Raw genomic sequence first — 14,660 nt, forward strand, 5'->3', positions numbered from 1 at the left:
AGGAGTTAGTTAGCTACACTATACACCCAAGCTTTTTCGTTTGATTGTAAATATACTTCTACACGTTTGTAATGCATTCCTTCATATAAATCTGCTTGACGCAAATCATTTGCTGAGATTTCATAAACAATTCCTGAAATGGTATCATCAGAATTTTTAGTTTCAATGATAATGGGATATTCAACTATTCCAAATTCTTCTTCAATTTGAATTTTTTTTAACTCATACCCAACTAATGTTTCGCTTGTACCTCTTAATATTCTTCCAAATATATTTTCTTGAATGTCTTTATCTTGTAAGGAACCGTAGGTGAATAATTTTTCCATAAACTTATAGTATTTAAGGATTTACAATTTAAAATAATCAATATATGTATTCAAATCTTTGTCGCCTCTACCGGATAAATTGATTACAACAATATCAGTAGGTTTAAATTTTTTTGTATCAAGAACAGCAAAGGCATGAGCTGTTTCAATAGCTGGTATGATACCTTCGGTTTTTGATAGTTTGATTCCCCAATTCATAGCATCTTCATCAGTTATTGCAATAAATTCAGCACGTTTACTCTCAAATAAATGAGCATGCATTGGACCAACTCCCGGATAATCTAACCCAGCAGAAATCGAATAGGGTTCTGTGATTTGTCCATCAGTACTTTGCATCAAAAGGGTTTTACTACCGTGAATAACACCAATTTTTCCCAAAGCCGATGTTGCAGCACTTTCTCCTGAATTTACACCTAAACCTGCGGCTTCAACAGCAATAATTTTGACTTCTTCATCATCTAAAAAATGATAGAAAGCTCCGGCAGCATTACTACCACCACCAACACAAGCCACAACATAATCGGGATTTTCACGACCTTCTTTTTCTAGTAATTGTTGTTTAATTTCTTCTGAAATTACTGCCTGAAAACGCGCTACCATATCGGGATACGGATGCGGACCCACAACAGAGCCAATGATATAATAGGTGTTTTCAGGGTTGTTAATCCAATCTCGGATAGCTTCATTCGTAGCATCTTTTAAAGTTTTAGAACCTGAAGTAGCTGGACGAACTTCAGCACCTAACATTTTCATTCTCGCTACATTAGGAGCTTGACGCTTAATATCGACTTCGCCCATGTAAACAATACATTCTAATCCCATCAAAGCACACACAGTGGCTGTTGCTACTCCATGCTGTCCCGCTCCAGTTTCTGCAATAATTCTAGTTTTACCTAATTTTTTTGCAACTAGAATTTGACCAATGGTGTTGTTCACTTTATGGGCACCAGTATGACATAAATCTTCTCGTTTTAGATATACTTTTGTATTGTATTCTTTTGACAAGCGTTCTGCAAAATAAAGTGGAGTAGGGCGACCAACATAATCTTTTAACAAGTCCCTAAATTCCTCTTGAAAACTATGTTCTGCAGTTATTTTTAAATAATTTTGACGTAATTCTTCTACATTTGGATACAGCATTTCAGGAATGAAGGCTCCACCAAAGTTGCCATAAAATCCTTTTTCATTAACGTGATAGCTCATTTTTATTTATTTTAAAGTCTTTTAATAATTGTATATTTTTTAAACCGGGTTCGATTTCAAATTTACTATTAATATCTATGGTGTGAATAGGTAAATTGGTTTTTAACAATTGTTTTACAGATGCTATTTCTTCTATTCCAATTCCACCACTCAGGAAAAAGGGTTTCGTTGAAGGGTATTTTTTTAGTACTTCCCAGTTGAAAGCAATTCCGTTTCCACCAGGTAATTTCCCTTTAGTATCAAATAAAAAATAATCACAAACTCCTTCGTATGGTTTTAAAACTTTAAAATTGAAATCGTCATTTAGGGAGAACACTTTAATGATAGGAATACTTTCTTTTTTTAAATTCTCGCAAAATTCAACCGATTCGTTTCCGTGTAATTGAATCAGATTTAAATTGTATTTTTTAATTTTTGAAACAATTTCATTTAAAGTAGCATCAACAAAAACTCCCACTTTTTGAATTGATTTTGGTAAATCCGGCATAACACCGTCAAAAAAACGGCTCGATTTATCCCAAAAAATAAATCCCATATAGTCCGGAAGTAATTCGCTTACTTCGAGAATATTTTTGGGATACTTCATACCGCAGATTTTCAGTTTCATTACTTATAATTTTGAAATAAATTCCTTAGCACTTGCTCCAGCATTATCGGTTTTCATAAAATTTTCGCCAATTAAGAATCCCTTGTAACCATAAGGTTTTAATTCGTTGATAGCTTCAATAGAACTTATGCCACTTTCAGAAACTTTTACAAACTCATTTGGAATTTCGTTAGCCAATACTTTGCTGAAATCTAAGCTCACTTCAAAGGTCTTTAGATTGCGATTGTTTACACCAATCATATTCAAACTCGGCATAATTGATTTTCGTAATTCTTCTAAATTATGCACTTCAAGCAAGACTTCCAAACCCAAAGATTCTGCAAATTCTGACAATTTTTTTATTTCTTCACGTGTTAAAATGGCTGCGATAAGGAGGATTAAATCGGCTCCATGAGCTTTTGCTTCTAATATTTGATATTCGTCAATTACAAACTCTTTTCGTAAAAGAGGTAAATTTACAGAGGCTCTTGCTAAAAGCAAATCGTCTAACGAACCACCAAAATATTTTCCGTCAGTCAAAACTGATATCCCACATACTCCAGCGCTTTCATATCCTTTTACCACTTCTTCAACAGTAAAATTATAATTTATTTCGGCTTTCGATGGCGAACGACGTTTGTGTTCAGCAATAATTCCAGTATGGCTATTCCTTAGTATTTTGCTTAATGAAATGGTTCTGCTATCAAAAAGTACTGAACTTTCTAATTGAGAAACTGGAATTATCGATTTTTTAAGTTCAACTTCCCGTTTTTTATCAAAAATTATTTTATCTAATATATTCATTATTAATTGCTTAATTGTTGTAGTTTTTTCAGGGTATTTGATGCTTTTCCCGAAAATAAACTTTCTTTTGCTAGTTCAAAACCTTGAATTTGAGTGAGTTTTTTTACGGTTGCAATAGCCATTCCTGCATTGGCACAAACTACATTATTTTGAGCTTCGGTTCCCTTTCCTGAAATGATATCGAGAAACATTTGTGCCGATTGTTCTATAGTTGTTCCTCCTTGTATGGATTCTTGCGTCAATTGATTAACTCCAAAATCTTCGGGTTTCAACATTGCTTCAATAGAATTGGTAATGGTTTTAGTATTTCCAGTTAAAGAAATTTCATCATAACCATCTAAACTGTGTAAAATCGTATAATTAATATCTGTTTTTTGGTACAGATAACTATACATTCTAGCCAATTCTAAATTAAAAACGCCTACCAATTGATTTTTTGGGAAGGACGGATTAACCATAGGGCCTAACATATTAAAAAAAGTTTTTACGCCTAACTCTTTTCTAATTGGTGCTACATTTTTCATTGCGGGATGAAATAATGGCGCATGTAAAATACAGATTCCAGCTTGGTCGATACACTTTTCAAGATAATTTTTATCATTACTGAATTTTACTCCCAAATTTTCCATCACATTACTGGAACCCGAAATAGATGAAACGCCATAATTACCATGCTTAGCAACTTTAACACCTGCTCCAGCAGTTACAAACGAAGCTAATGTTGATATATTGAAAGTGTCTTTTCCGTCTCCACCCGTTCCACATAAATCAATAGTGTTATAGGCAGACAAATCCACAGGAATGCATAATTCCAATAGTGCTTCTCGGAAACCGGCCAGCTCGTCTATGGAGATGTTTCGCATCATATAAACTGTTAGAAAACTAGCAATTTGACTTGGGTTGTAACTACCACAAGAAATGTTAACCAAGATGTTTTTGGCTTCTTCTTTGCTGAGAATTTCGTGATTGATTAGTCTGTTGAGTATGGTTTTCATTTTCCTCCCCCAGCCCCTCCAAAGGAGGGGAGAACCTATTGGGGTAAATAGGTTTTAAATTATTTTTAAATTAATGTATTTCAACCTCCTTATTCTAGCCCCTCCTTTGGAGGGATTGGTGAGGAATTAACCCAGTTTTCTAATATCTTTTTTCCATGAGGAGTCAAAACACTTTCGGGATGAAATTGCACTCCTTTTACATCTAATGTTCTATGACGAATAGACATGATTTGACCGTTTTCATCAACTGAAGTTATTTCTAAGGTGTCAGGAAATTCAATAGGATTAATAACCCAAGAATGGTAACGGCCTACCTCAATTTGCTTCTCCAAACCGTTAAAAAGGCTTTCGTCATCTACAAGAGTTGTTACATTGGTTGCTACGCCATGATAGACTTTATCCAAATTAATTAAGTTTCCGCCAAAAACTTCTCCAATAGCTTGTTGCCCTAAACAAACGCCTAGAATACTTTTTGATGGAGAATAAATTTTAATTACTTCTTTTAATAAGCCCGCTTCGTCAGGAATACCTGGGCCTGGTGAAAGCAAGATCTTATCAAATTTTTTGACTTCATCAATATCAAACTCATCGTTTCGGTAAACCGTTACTTCACAATTTAAGTCCTCTAAATAATGAACTAAATTGTATGTAAAACTATCGTAATTGTCTATAACTAGTATTTTCATTTTTATAATGTCATTGCGAGATAAGAAGCAATCTCACATTAGTTAATTAATTTTTAAATTGTTTCCGCTAAATCTAAAGCGGTATTCAAGGCTCTTAATTTATTATACACTTCTTGCATTTCACTTTCTTCATCAGAACTGGCAACAATTCCAGCTCCAGCTTGGTAATGCAATTGATGATTTTTACTTAAAAACGTTCGAATCATAATAGCATGATTAAAGTTGCCGCTAAAATCCATAAATCCGATAGCACCACCGTAAAAATTACGATTGGTTTTTTCATATTCTTCAATCAGTTGCATGGCTCTGTGTTTAGGTGCACCACTTAAAGTCCCAGCGGGAAAGGTATCTGCAACAACTTGCATAGTTGTAGCTTTATCATGTAAATGCCCCGTTACTTTTGAAACCAAATGAATGACATGGGAGAAAAATTGTACTTCTCTGTATTTTTCTACTTGTACATCGTGTCCATTTCTACTCAAATCATTTCTGGCCAAATCGACAAGCATTACATGTTCGCTATTTTCTTTTTTGTCTTCTGAGAGTTGTTTGGCAATTACAGCATCTTTTTCATCATCACCTGTTCTTTTGAAAGTTCCGGCAATAGGATGTATTTCAGCTTTTCTGTTTTTCACAATAATTTGAGCTTCTGGTGAAGAACCAAAAATTTTAAAATCACCATAATCAAAAAAGAATAAATAAGGCGAAGGGTTGATACTACGTAAAGCTCTATAAACATTAAATTCATCCCCTTTAAAACCTTGGGTAAATCGTCTCGATAATACAAGTTGAAAAACATCGCCTCTAAAGCAGTGTTTTTTTGCTAAAGCTACATTTTGTCTAAACTCATCGTCAGTTAGGTTTGAAAAGCCTTCACCTTCTTTAGAGAATTTGTAGGAGGCCATATTTCGGGATTGTAATAATTGTTCAATTTCTGAAATATTATTGGTTTCGTCTAAACGGTGTGAAAAGATATAAGCTTCATTTTTAAAATGGTTAATGGCAATAATATTTTGATAAACTGCATAGTAAACGTCTGGAATGGTATTACTATTTTCTTTTTTGGCAATGGTTATTTTTTCAAAATAACGAACAGCATCGTAAGAAATATAACCAAACAAACCATTATTGATGAATTTGAAATTATTTTTATCTGATTGGAATTCGCTAGAAAATTCCTGAATAATTTCTGGGATATTAGTTTTGTTGTCAATTGCTATTTTCTCTAAACTTCCATCTGGATAGGTTTTAAAAATAGTTTCATTTTCAATTTTAATAGAAGCTATTGGATTACAACAAATATAAGAGAAACTATTGTCATTGCCATGATAATCACTACTTTCTAATAATAAGCTATTTGGAAATTTATCTCTAATTTTAAGATAGACACTTACGGGTGTTATAGTATCAGCTAAGATTTGCTTGTATATTGTTTTTAATTTGAATGATTTCATTTGGTTTGTTTTACTCATTGAATGAATGCTGAACATAAAAAAAGCCTGTCGTGAATGACAAGCCTTTTTTTATATTTGATTAAATATACTTATAAGCAGACTATTTCACGACGTTTGACGTAAACTACTCCACCACCAAGATTTATTTAATATTGTACTCATGATATAATATTGAATTACAAATGTAAAAATGATTTTTAACTTATCAAATATTATTTTGCTTTTTTTCTGAATTTAAACAAATAATAAAAAAATAGTTATATTTCATCACAAGAAAATACTAATTAATTCAAGTTGCTAATTAGTCGTTTTGTTTAATTGGAGTCCAAATACAAATAAAGTTAGTTTTATCAGAGAGCCTTCTAAGGTTAGTGCATGTGTTGTGATTGGGAACATTTTTTTGGTGTCACTTATTGCTGTTTCTTCTCTTTTTCTCATTTTTAGCTTTTCATGTTTTTGTTGCAATTTATTTATTCTCTTAGTTTTTTACTTGCGTTGCATCTTTAATAAGATTTATTATCTCTCTAAAGAAATATATTCTAATCCATAATCTGAATAGGCACTATCAGCATATAATGGGCTTCCTCAGGTAACTTGTTAATCATTTTTCCTAATGATTTTACATCACTCGTTTTTTCTGGTGTAAAATATTATCTAAAATAAAATTGATATAATTTTGTTTTTTCTAAGCATTGTTTCTGTTTAATGGTTTGCAAAACAAATTTACATAACCTTTGCTTTGTCAATATATGGTAGTACAATTAGTAACTTGAATTAATTAACCTAAAAATTCATAACTTTGTTGCAATGAAAAATGTATATTTAGACAACGCTTCAACTACTAAAATCCGTAAGGAAGTCATTCAAGAAATGACTACAATTTTAGCAGATGATTATGGAAACCCCTCTTCAACACATAGTTTAGGTAGAAATGCAAAAAGTATTTTAGAGCTTTCCAGAAAATCTATTGCCAAACAGCTTAAATGTACTTCACAAGAAATTATATTTACTTCGTGCGGAACAGAATCTAATAATTGGATTCTTCATTCTGCTGTTAAGGATTTGAAAGTAAGACGAATCATAACCAGTAAAATTGAGCATCATGCTGTTTTGCACGTTGTTCAAGCTTTGCAAAACGAATATAATATTCAGGTTGATTATGTTTCAATTAAACCAAATGGAGAAATTGATTTTAATGATTTAGTTGAATTGCTTTCGCAAGAAATTAAAACCTTAGTGAGCTTGATGCATGTAAATAATGAAATTGGTACAGTCTTAGATTTATATAAAGTAGGACGTATTTGTAAACAACATAATGCGCTTTTTCATTCAGATACGGTGCAATCAGTGGGGAAAACCGAGATAAATTTACAAGAGATTCCTATAGATTTTATTGTTGCAAGTGCCCATAAATTTCATGGACCTAAAGGAGTTGGTTTTGCTTTTGTTAGGAGAAAATCAGGATTGCGGCCTTTATTTTATGGTGGCGAACAAGAAAAAGGATTACGTCCAGGAACGGAAGGAGTACATCAAATAGCAGGAATGGCTATGGCTTTAGAACTTTCTTACGCTAATTTAGAATCAGATAGAAAACATATTTCTAACTTGAAATCCTATTTAATCAATCAACTCGAATTAACATTTCCCGAGTATAAAATCAATGGAAATGAAGACGGTTTTTATACGGTTTTGAATGTCATGTTGCCTTTTTCAGAAGATAAAACGGCTATGATACTGTTTCATTTAGATATGAAAGGGATAGCTGTTTCTCGGGGAAGTGCTTGCCAATCAGGAAGTATAAGTCCCTCACATGTTTTAGACGAAATTTTATCTAAAGAAGACTCAATTAAACCCAGCTTACGAATTTCGTTTAGTCATTACAATACTAAAGATGATATCGATATTTTAATCGAATGTTTGAAAAATTTAGCATAAAAAAGCCCGATTTGAAATTTCCAAATCGGGCTTTTTAATTTATAATAATAAAGAGATCTTACAAATGAATTACTTCACCGTAAGCATCGGCAACTGCTTCCATAACAGCTTCACTCATAGTAGGGTGGGGGTGAATTGTTTTCAATATATCATGTCCGGTAGTTTCTAATTTACGAGCTACTACTGCTTCTGCAATCATATCAGTAACTCCAGCACCTATCATATGACAACCCAACCATTCTCCGTATTTTGCATCAAAAATTACTTTTACAAAACCATCTGGTGTTCCTGAAGCTTTTGCTTTTCCTGAAGCTGAGAAAGGGAATTTACCAATTTTAAGTTCGTATCCTTTTTCTTTTGCTTGTTTTTCAGTCAAACCTACAGAAGCAATTTCTGGTGTAGCATAGGTACAACCAGGTACATTTCCGTAATCAATTGGTTCAACGTGTAATCCTGCAATTTTTTCCACACAATTTATTCCTTCTGCTGATGCAACGTGAGCCAATGCTTGGCCAGGAGTAACATCTCCAATAGCATAATAACCCGGAATGTTGGTTTGTGAATAGGCATTTACTAAAATTTTGTCTTTGTCAGTAGCAATTCCCACTTCTTCTAGACCTATATTTTCAATATTAGTTTTAATTCCAACTGCTGAAAGCAAAATATCAGCTTCTAAAACTTCTTCTCCTTTTGCTGTTTTTACAAATGCTTTTACTCCAGAACCGGAAGTGTCAATACGTTCTACAGACGATGAAATCATAATTTTTACACCCGCTTTTTTCATCGATCTTTCAAATTGTTTTGAAATGTCCTCATCTTCAACTGGCACTACATTTGGCATGAACTCTACAATGGTAACATCGGTTCCCATAGCGTTATAAAAATGGGCAAATTCTACTCCAATAGCTCCTGAACCTACAATAATCATCGATTTAGGTTGGGCTGGTAAAGTCATAGCTTGACGATAGCCTATTACTTTAACACCATCTTGTGGCAAGTTTGGCAATTCACGCGAACGTGCGCCTGTAGCAATAATAATATGATCGGCACTGTATTCTGTTACAGTTCCGTCAGCTGTTTTTACATCTATTTTTTTGCCTGGTTTTATTTTTCCAAAACCAATGATTACATCAATCTTATTTTTCTTCATTAGGAACTGAACTCCTTTGCTCATATCGCCAGCTACATTTCTGGAACGATTTACAACGGCATTAAAATCTTTATCGAAAGCAGTAACTGTCAAACCATAATCTGCAGCATGCTTTAGATAATCAAAAACTTGTGCCGATTTTAATAAGGCTTTAGTCGGAATACATCCCCAGTTTAAACAAACGCCACCTAAACTTTCTTTTTCAATTACGGCTACTTTAAAGCCTAATTGTGAGGCGCGAATTGCTGTAACATATCCGCCAGGACCACTTCCTAAAACTATAATATCGTATTTCATTTTGTGCTTGTTTATTTGTTATTTGTACAAAATGCAGTCGGCAAAGCCTCGTGTCATTTCAATTTTTTTTATTTGTTTATTAATTGAGAAATGCAGTCGCTAAAGCTCTTGTCATTTTTTCGTATTTAATTTATTTTTGTAAAAATGCAGTCGCAAAAGCTCATGTCATTTTTCTATTTTTTTCTTAATAATTTTCAGTTGCGAAATTAAGGAATATTTATGTAATTGTGAATTGTGAATTAAGAATTGTTTTCAACTAAAAACTGTGAGTTATACAAATTCTTATAAAAACCTCCTTCGATGTTTAATAATTCGTGATGCGCGCCTTGTTCGACTATTAATCCTTTATCCATAACCACAATTTTATCAGCATTGACGATAGTTGCTAATCGATGCGCAATAACAATCGAGGTTCTTCCTGTTGTGATTTTTTCGGTTGCTTTTTGAATTAATTCCTCCGAATATGTATCGATAGAAGAGGTCGCTTCATCTAAAATAAGAATGCTAGGGTTACTTACATAGGCTCGTAAAAAAGCAATTAATTGGCGTTGACCTGATGAAAGCATTACTCCACGTTCTTTTACATTATAGTCGTAGCCTTCGGGAAGACTCATTATAAAATCATGAACTCCGATTTTTGTAGCTGCATGAATTACTTGCTCTCTTGAAATTTTTGGATTATTTAAAGTAATGTTGTTCAAAATAGTATCAGCAAATAAGAAAACATCTTGCAAAACTACGGCTATTTGTTTTCTGATTGAACTTAAACTATACTCGTTTATATTATGATTGTCAATATATATTTCACCTTTGCTAATTTCATAAAAACGATTCAGTAAATTAATTATTGTCGATTTTCCTGCTCCTGTCGATCCCACAATGGCAATAGTTTGACCTTCTTTTACTTCTAAATTAATTCCTTTTATAACTTCTTCATTTTTAATGTAACTGAAATGAACGTCATTGAACTGAATATTACCTTTAAATAATGGTGCTTCAATCGTTCCTGTATCTTGAATTTGATCTTTAGTATCTAAAATATCAAAAACACGATTAGCAGCAATCATTCCCATTTGCATTTCGTTGAATTTATCAGCAATCTGGCGCAACGGATTGAACAGCATCCCTATGAACATGGTATAGGAAAATAAATCACCAAAAGTGGTAAAATTATTACCATTCAAAATTTTTAGTCCCCCATAGAGCACTATAAATCCTAAGGTTAGGGATGAAATAATATCGGCAATCGGAAAGAAAATAGAGTTGTACAGAATTGTTTTTATCCAAGCCTTGTTGTGCTTGCTATTTATTTCACTAAACTTTGAAGCTTCAATATCTTCACGGTTAAAAAGTTGAACAATCTTCATTCCTGTAACTCGTTCTTGAACAAAGGTATTCATATTGGCAATTTGGTTTCTTACTTCTTCAAAAGCAACTTGCATTTTTCCTTGAAAAACCCGAGTGATAAAAACTAGAATAGGCATTGCAACGACAACAATCCATGTTAATTTCCAATTCATAATAAACATAAAAACAAGTACTACTAGCATTTTCATTAAATCACTAATAATCATAAACAATCCTTGGCTAAAAATCCTTGCAATAGCTTCTATGTCAGATACTGATCTAGTTACGAGTTGTCCTACTGGTGCATTGTCATAATATTTCATTCGAAAACTCATCATGTGTTTAAAGAGTTTTATTCGGATGTCTTTAACGATGTCTTGTCCGAGCCAGTTCGCCCAAAAAACAAAATAGAACTGAGAAAAAACTTCTAATAATAAAACTATTCCCATGATGCTTACATAAAAAAGCAAACCTTTAGCATCATGCGTTTTAATATATTCGTCTACTGTTTGTTTCAGCAAATAAGGGCGTAAGGCTGCAAAAACTGAAAGAGAGACGGCAAAAAGAATTACACCATTAAATCGCCATTGATAGGGTTTGGTATATTCTAAAATTCGTTTAAATATTTTAGTATCGAATACTTTTGCTTTCATTATTTTTTTAGGAGCTTAATCCAGCTTTGCGTTTCAATCTTTTGGTTTTTAAAGAAAAAACAAAGGGATTTTCACTGCAATCTGTGCTATTTTTTTAAAATTCCAATGACAAAATCAATGGCAATATCAACTTTATATATTCTTTTTATTACAAATAATCGTATTCAATTTTTGTTAAATACAATCCGTGAGCAGGAACTGAAAAACCAGCTTCGTTTCTGCTTTTACTTTCTATTATTGCGTTAAATTCAGTTAATGTTATTTGATGCAAGCCTACTTTAATCAAAGTTCCTACAATGGCTCGTACCATATTTCTAAGAAATCGGTTGGCCGATATGGTAAAGACGTATTGATTATTCTTTTTTTGCCAAAAGGCTTCCGTAATTTTACAATTAAAAGTGTTAACCTCAGTGTTTACTTTCGAAAAACATTGAAAATCATCATGCTTCAATAAAATCATAGCGGCTTCATTCATTAAATTTACATCTAACTCTTTTTTATAATACCAACTTTGTTCCTCTAGAAAAACATTTTTAAAGGAGTGAATATGATATTCGTAGGTTCTTTTAGTGGCATCAAAACGGGCATGTGCTTCATCTTTTACTAGTATAATATCAAATATAGCAATATCGCTAGGAAGATAGGAATTGAGTTTATGAATAGTTTTTAAAGAATCGATTGTCGTTTCTAAATCAAAATGTGCATACATTTCTTTAGCGTGAACACCAGTATCAGTGCGTCCGGCCCCCATCAAATTAATTTCAGAATGTAATACGACTGATAAAGCTTTATTCAGCGTTTCCTGAACAGAACTTGCGTTGGGTTGCGATTGCCAACCGTGATAGTTCGTGCCTTTGTATGAAAATTTGATGAAATAACGCAAGTAAATTCTTTTTTGATTAGGCAAAGATACTTATTAATGTACGATTTTTTCAATTTGAAAATACAACATAATGTTAATTTGGATTTGGAAATGTATTGTTTAATTTTACAGTTCAATCCAATTCTCATTCGATGAAAAAAATTCTACTGCTTTCAGATACACACAGCCATATAGACGATACGATTTTAAAATATGTAGATCAAGCAGATGAGGTTTGGCATGCAGGAGATATTGGCGATTTAGTAGTAACTGATACTTTAAAAAAACTAAAACGGTTACGTGCCGTTTATGGCAATATTGATGATGATAAAGCCCGATTAGAGTTTCCGTTGCACAATAGATTTATGTGTGAATATGTCGATGTTTGGATTACTCACATTGGAGGTTATCCTGGTAAATATAATCCCAACATTAGGACTGAACTAACAACAAATCCGCCAAAATTATTTATTTGTGGACATTCTCACATTTTAAAAGTGATTTATGATAAAAAACTAAACTTATTACACATGAATCCTGGAGCTGCAGGAAAAAGTGGTTTTCATCAAGTGCGAACAATGCTCCGATTTGTTATTGATGGAGAAAAGATAAGCGATTTAGAGATTATAGAAATCGAAAAGAGGGATTAATTTTTTTCTTGAATAGGTACTATTATTATTACAAGTGTTCCTTTATCTACAATTGAATTTACAGAAAATTTTCCATCCATACTTGATACTCTGGCTCTAATTTGGGTTAATCCGAATCCTTCATTAGATATAGTTTTAGTAGTTTTAAATCCTTTTCCGTTGTCTTCTAAAATAATAGTTAGTATATTATTATTTTCTTCTATTGCCACTTTGACTTTACTAGCTTCGCTGTGTTTAAGGATATTATTAAATAATTCTGAAATAATATTAAATATTTTTGTTTCAAAATCTTCCTGATATCTTTGATTTATAACTATAGCACTTGAATATTCAAATTGAATTAAAGTATTAGAGTTTTTTTTGCATAAATCCTGAATGGAATAAAATAAACCAAACTTTACTAGCAAAGTAGGTAATAATTCATGAGATAAATTTCTAATTTCATCATGAATTTCTTTTATTATTTCTTTGGATTTTTTTATTTCTTCAGCATCGATTTTATTAATAGCTGAAAAAGCGGATAGTTGTAATCCCGCTGAAGATAATTTTGAACTAATGTTATCATGCAAAAAAGCAGCTATCTTTTTCCGCTCTATTTCCTGACCGTCAAAAGTGGCATTAATAACTTTTAGCTGTAGTTTACTTCTTAATTTATTGAGTTTATTTTTTTGTTTTAGTTTAGTGTTTTGAAAGAAAAAATATATCATGATTGCACTTAAAATACATAATCCAATAATTATTATGAATATTTTCTGTTTTTTAGAAGCTTTTTCCTGAAGTAAATATTGTTTTTGTTTAAATCCATTTTCGACTCTTTTTAAATCTCTTTTACTTTCATCTAATTCAAGATTGACTCCTGCTGCATTAACCGTAGCTAAAATTTGTTCATTAAACATTTCTTCATAAATTTTGGAGTATATTTCTAAATATTCATATGCTTTTTTATAATGACCTATTTTTACTAAAAATTTAGAATATTCTAGATAAGCAAAAGACAAATCTGATTTGTCATCACCTTTGAGCCCTAATTTTATAGCATTTAAAAAATATGAATTGGCTTCTTTATTTTTATTGATATGGCTAGAATAAAGTCCATTTAACATATTTAAATTGACCATATTTGAAGAGTCACCGAATTTTTTTTGAAACTTGTTTGCAAAGTTTAAGTAAGGCAAACCCTTTTTGTACAATTTATTATCAAAACAGGCCCAAATGAGGTTTATAGTAGTAAAATAAATTTGAGAAGAATCCTTAATTTTAGTACTTAAGGCAATTGATTTTTTATAATGATTAAATCCTATTTCAAATTGTTTTTTATCAAAGCAATAGATATTTCCTAAATTGTTGTTTAGCTTATTTTTAAGATTGTCATTATTCGTTTTATCAGCATAAAATAGACTTTTATTATAATAAAATAACGCTTTATCGGGATAATTCAATTCATCAAGATTAGCTGCAATGGTATTGTAACACGTTGCAATTAAATCATAATCATTAATTGCCTTGGATTGTGCAAGTGCATGTCTAGATTTAGTTAAAGATTGATCATATTTGCCAACTTTCATTAAGTGAGTAGCTTGACTAACTAATGAGGTAATTTCTATCTTTGAAAGTGTTTTTTGTTTTGCAAAAGCATTGTTGCTAAAATGAATTAGTATTATAGAAACAATTATATAGACTTGTCTTTGTAACATAATTTTATTAGACTATAA

The 14,660-nt window shown here is 31.9% G+C and carries 13 protein-coding genes and 1 pseudogene; 2 read left to right on the top strand and 12 right to left on the bottom strand.

Features of this window, described 5'->3' with window-relative positions:
- Positions 1–5 precede the first annotated feature (5 nt).
- From F6464_RS00655 to F6464_RS14780, 8 genes and pseudogenes are all read right to left on the bottom strand, one after another.
- Entirely contained in the window at positions 6–326 is a 321-nt protein-coding gene (locus F6464_RS00655; RefSeq protein WP_151105819.1) for a gamma-glutamylcyclotransferase family protein, read from the bottom strand.
- A gap of 21 nt (positions 327–347) precedes the next feature.
- Entirely contained in the window at positions 348–1,529 is a 1,182-nt protein-coding gene (gene trpB, locus F6464_RS00660; RefSeq protein ID WP_151105820.1) for a tryptophan synthase subunit beta, read from the bottom strand.
- The gene (locus F6464_RS00665; RefSeq protein ID WP_151105821.1) at positions 1,513–2,136 is read right to left on the bottom strand and encodes a phosphoribosylanthranilate isomerase; all 624 of its coding nucleotides are present in this window, start codon (positions 2,134–2,136) and stop codon (positions 1,513–1,515) included. Before F6464_RS00665 ends, trpB begins: the two co-directional genes overlap by 17 nt.
- Before the next feature lie 3 nt (positions 2,137–2,139).
- Positions 2,140–2,919 carry an indole-3-glycerol phosphate synthase TrpC gene (gene trpC / locus F6464_RS00670; protein ID WP_151105822.1) on the bottom strand — a complete coding sequence of 260 codons (780 nt, stop codon included), beginning with the start codon at positions 2,917–2,919 and terminating at the stop codon, positions 2,140–2,142.
- Between the two features lie 2 nt (positions 2,920–2,921).
- Positions 2,922–3,914 carry an anthranilate phosphoribosyltransferase gene (gene trpD / locus F6464_RS00675; RefSeq protein WP_151105823.1) on the bottom strand — a complete coding sequence of 331 codons (993 nt, stop codon included), beginning with the start codon at positions 3,912–3,914 and terminating at the stop codon, positions 2,922–2,924.
- Positions 3,915–4,003: 89 nt separating this feature from the next.
- Positions 4,004–4,600, bottom strand: coding sequence for an anthranilate synthase component II (locus tag F6464_RS00680; RefSeq protein ID WP_151105824.1), 597 nt, complete (start codon positions 4,598–4,600; stop codon positions 4,004–4,006).
- A 53-nt stretch (positions 4,601–4,653) separates the two neighbouring features.
- On the bottom strand, positions 4,654–6,054 hold the full coding sequence (locus F6464_RS00685) for an anthranilate synthase component I family protein (RefSeq protein ID WP_151105825.1): 1,401 nt from the start codon (positions 6,052–6,054) through the stop codon (positions 4,654–4,656).
- Between the two features lie 297 nt (positions 6,055–6,351).
- Positions 6,352–6,704: pseudogene (locus F6464_RS14780) on the bottom strand (IS982 family transposase); the annotation flags it as partial.
- A gap of 157 nt (positions 6,705–6,861) precedes the next feature.
- Here F6464_RS14780 and F6464_RS00690 point away from each other — a divergent pair.
- Positions 6,862–7,989, top strand: a complete 1,128-nt coding sequence (locus F6464_RS00690) for a cysteine desulfurase family protein (RefSeq protein ID WP_151105826.1) — start codon at positions 6,862–6,864, stop codon at positions 7,987–7,989.
- 58 nt (positions 7,990–8,047) lie between these two features.
- On the opposite strand, the gene lpdA is transcribed toward F6464_RS00690, so the two are convergent.
- From lpdA to truA, 3 genes are all read right to left on the bottom strand, one after another.
- Positions 8,048–9,436: a dihydrolipoyl dehydrogenase gene (gene lpdA, locus F6464_RS00695; RefSeq protein ID WP_151105827.1), complete on the bottom strand. Its 1,389-nt coding sequence runs from the start codon at positions 9,434–9,436 to the stop codon at positions 8,048–8,050.
- 239 nt (positions 9,437–9,675) lie between these two features.
- A complete protein-coding gene (locus F6464_RS00700) occupies positions 9,676–11,436 on the bottom strand; it encodes an ABC transporter ATP-binding protein (protein ID WP_151105828.1) in 1,761 nt (586 codons plus the stop codon).
- 148 nt (positions 11,437–11,584) lie between these two features.
- Positions 11,585–12,319, bottom strand: coding sequence for a tRNA pseudouridine(38-40) synthase TruA (gene truA / locus F6464_RS00705; protein WP_151105829.1), 735 nt, complete (start codon positions 12,317–12,319; stop codon positions 11,585–11,587).
- 131 nt (positions 12,320–12,450) lie between these two features.
- Between truA and F6464_RS00710 the strand changes: the two genes are divergently transcribed.
- The gene (locus tag F6464_RS00710) at positions 12,451–12,948 is read left to right on the top strand and encodes a metallophosphoesterase family protein (protein WP_151105830.1); all 498 of its coding nucleotides are present in this window, start codon (positions 12,451–12,453) and stop codon (positions 12,946–12,948) included.
- On the opposite strand, the gene F6464_RS00715 is transcribed toward F6464_RS00710, so the two are convergent.
- Positions 12,945–14,642 carry an ATP-binding protein gene (locus F6464_RS00715; protein WP_151105831.1) on the bottom strand — a complete coding sequence of 566 codons (1,698 nt, stop codon included), beginning with the start codon at positions 14,640–14,642 and terminating at the stop codon, positions 12,945–12,947. The genes F6464_RS00710 and F6464_RS00715 overlap by 4 nt on opposite strands.
- Positions 14,643–14,660 lie beyond the last annotated feature (18 nt).

Origin of the sequence: Flavobacterium luteum, from assembly GCF_008806775.1 — a bacterium.
In the GTDB taxonomy this organism is placed as follows: Bacteria; Bacteroidota; Bacteroidia; order Flavobacteriales; family Flavobacteriaceae; genus Flavobacterium; species Flavobacterium luteum.

What these genes read in the sequence shown, in the direction of transcription:
- F6464_RS00680 (WP_151105824.1), bottom strand. Translation starts at nt 4,600, where the DNA reads ATGAAAATACTAGTTATAGACAATTACGATAGTTTTACATACAATTTA.
- trpC (WP_151105822.1), bottom strand. Translation starts at nt 2,919, where the DNA reads ATGAATATATTAGATAAAATAATTTTTGATAAAAAACGGGAAGTTGAA.
- lpdA (WP_151105827.1), bottom strand. Translation starts at nt 9,436, where the DNA reads ATGAAATACGATATTATAGTTTTAGGAAGTGGTCCTGGCGGATATGTT.
- F6464_RS00700 (WP_151105828.1), bottom strand. Translation starts at nt 11,436, where the DNA reads ATGAAAGCAAAAGTATTCGATACTAAAATATTTAAACGAATTTTAGAA.
- trpD (WP_151105823.1), bottom strand. Translation starts at nt 3,914, where the DNA reads ATGAAAACCATACTCAACAGACTAATCAATCACGAAATTCTCAGCAAA.
- F6464_RS00655 (WP_151105819.1), bottom strand. Translation starts at nt 326, where the DNA reads ATGGAAAAATTATTCACCTACGGTTCCTTACAAGATAAAGACATTCAA.
- F6464_RS00715 (WP_151105831.1), bottom strand. Translation starts at nt 14,642, where the DNA reads ATGTTACAAAGACAAGTCTATATAATTGTTTCTATAATACTAATTCAT.
- F6464_RS00710 (WP_151105830.1), top strand. Translation starts at nt 12,451, where the DNA reads ATGAAAAAAATTCTACTGCTTTCAGATACACACAGCCATATAGACGAT.
- F6464_RS00690 (WP_151105826.1), top strand. Translation starts at nt 6,862, where the DNA reads ATGAAAAATGTATATTTAGACAACGCTTCAACTACTAAAATCCGTAAG.
- F6464_RS00685 (WP_151105825.1), bottom strand. Translation starts at nt 6,054, where the DNA reads ATGAAATCATTCAAATTAAAAACAATATACAAGCAAATCTTAGCTGAT.
- trpB (WP_151105820.1), bottom strand. Translation starts at nt 1,529, where the DNA reads ATGAGCTATCACGTTAATGAAAAAGGATTTTATGGCAACTTTGGTGGA.
- F6464_RS00665 (WP_151105821.1), bottom strand. Translation starts at nt 2,136, where the DNA reads ATGAAACTGAAAATCTGCGGTATGAAGTATCCCAAAAATATTCTCGAA.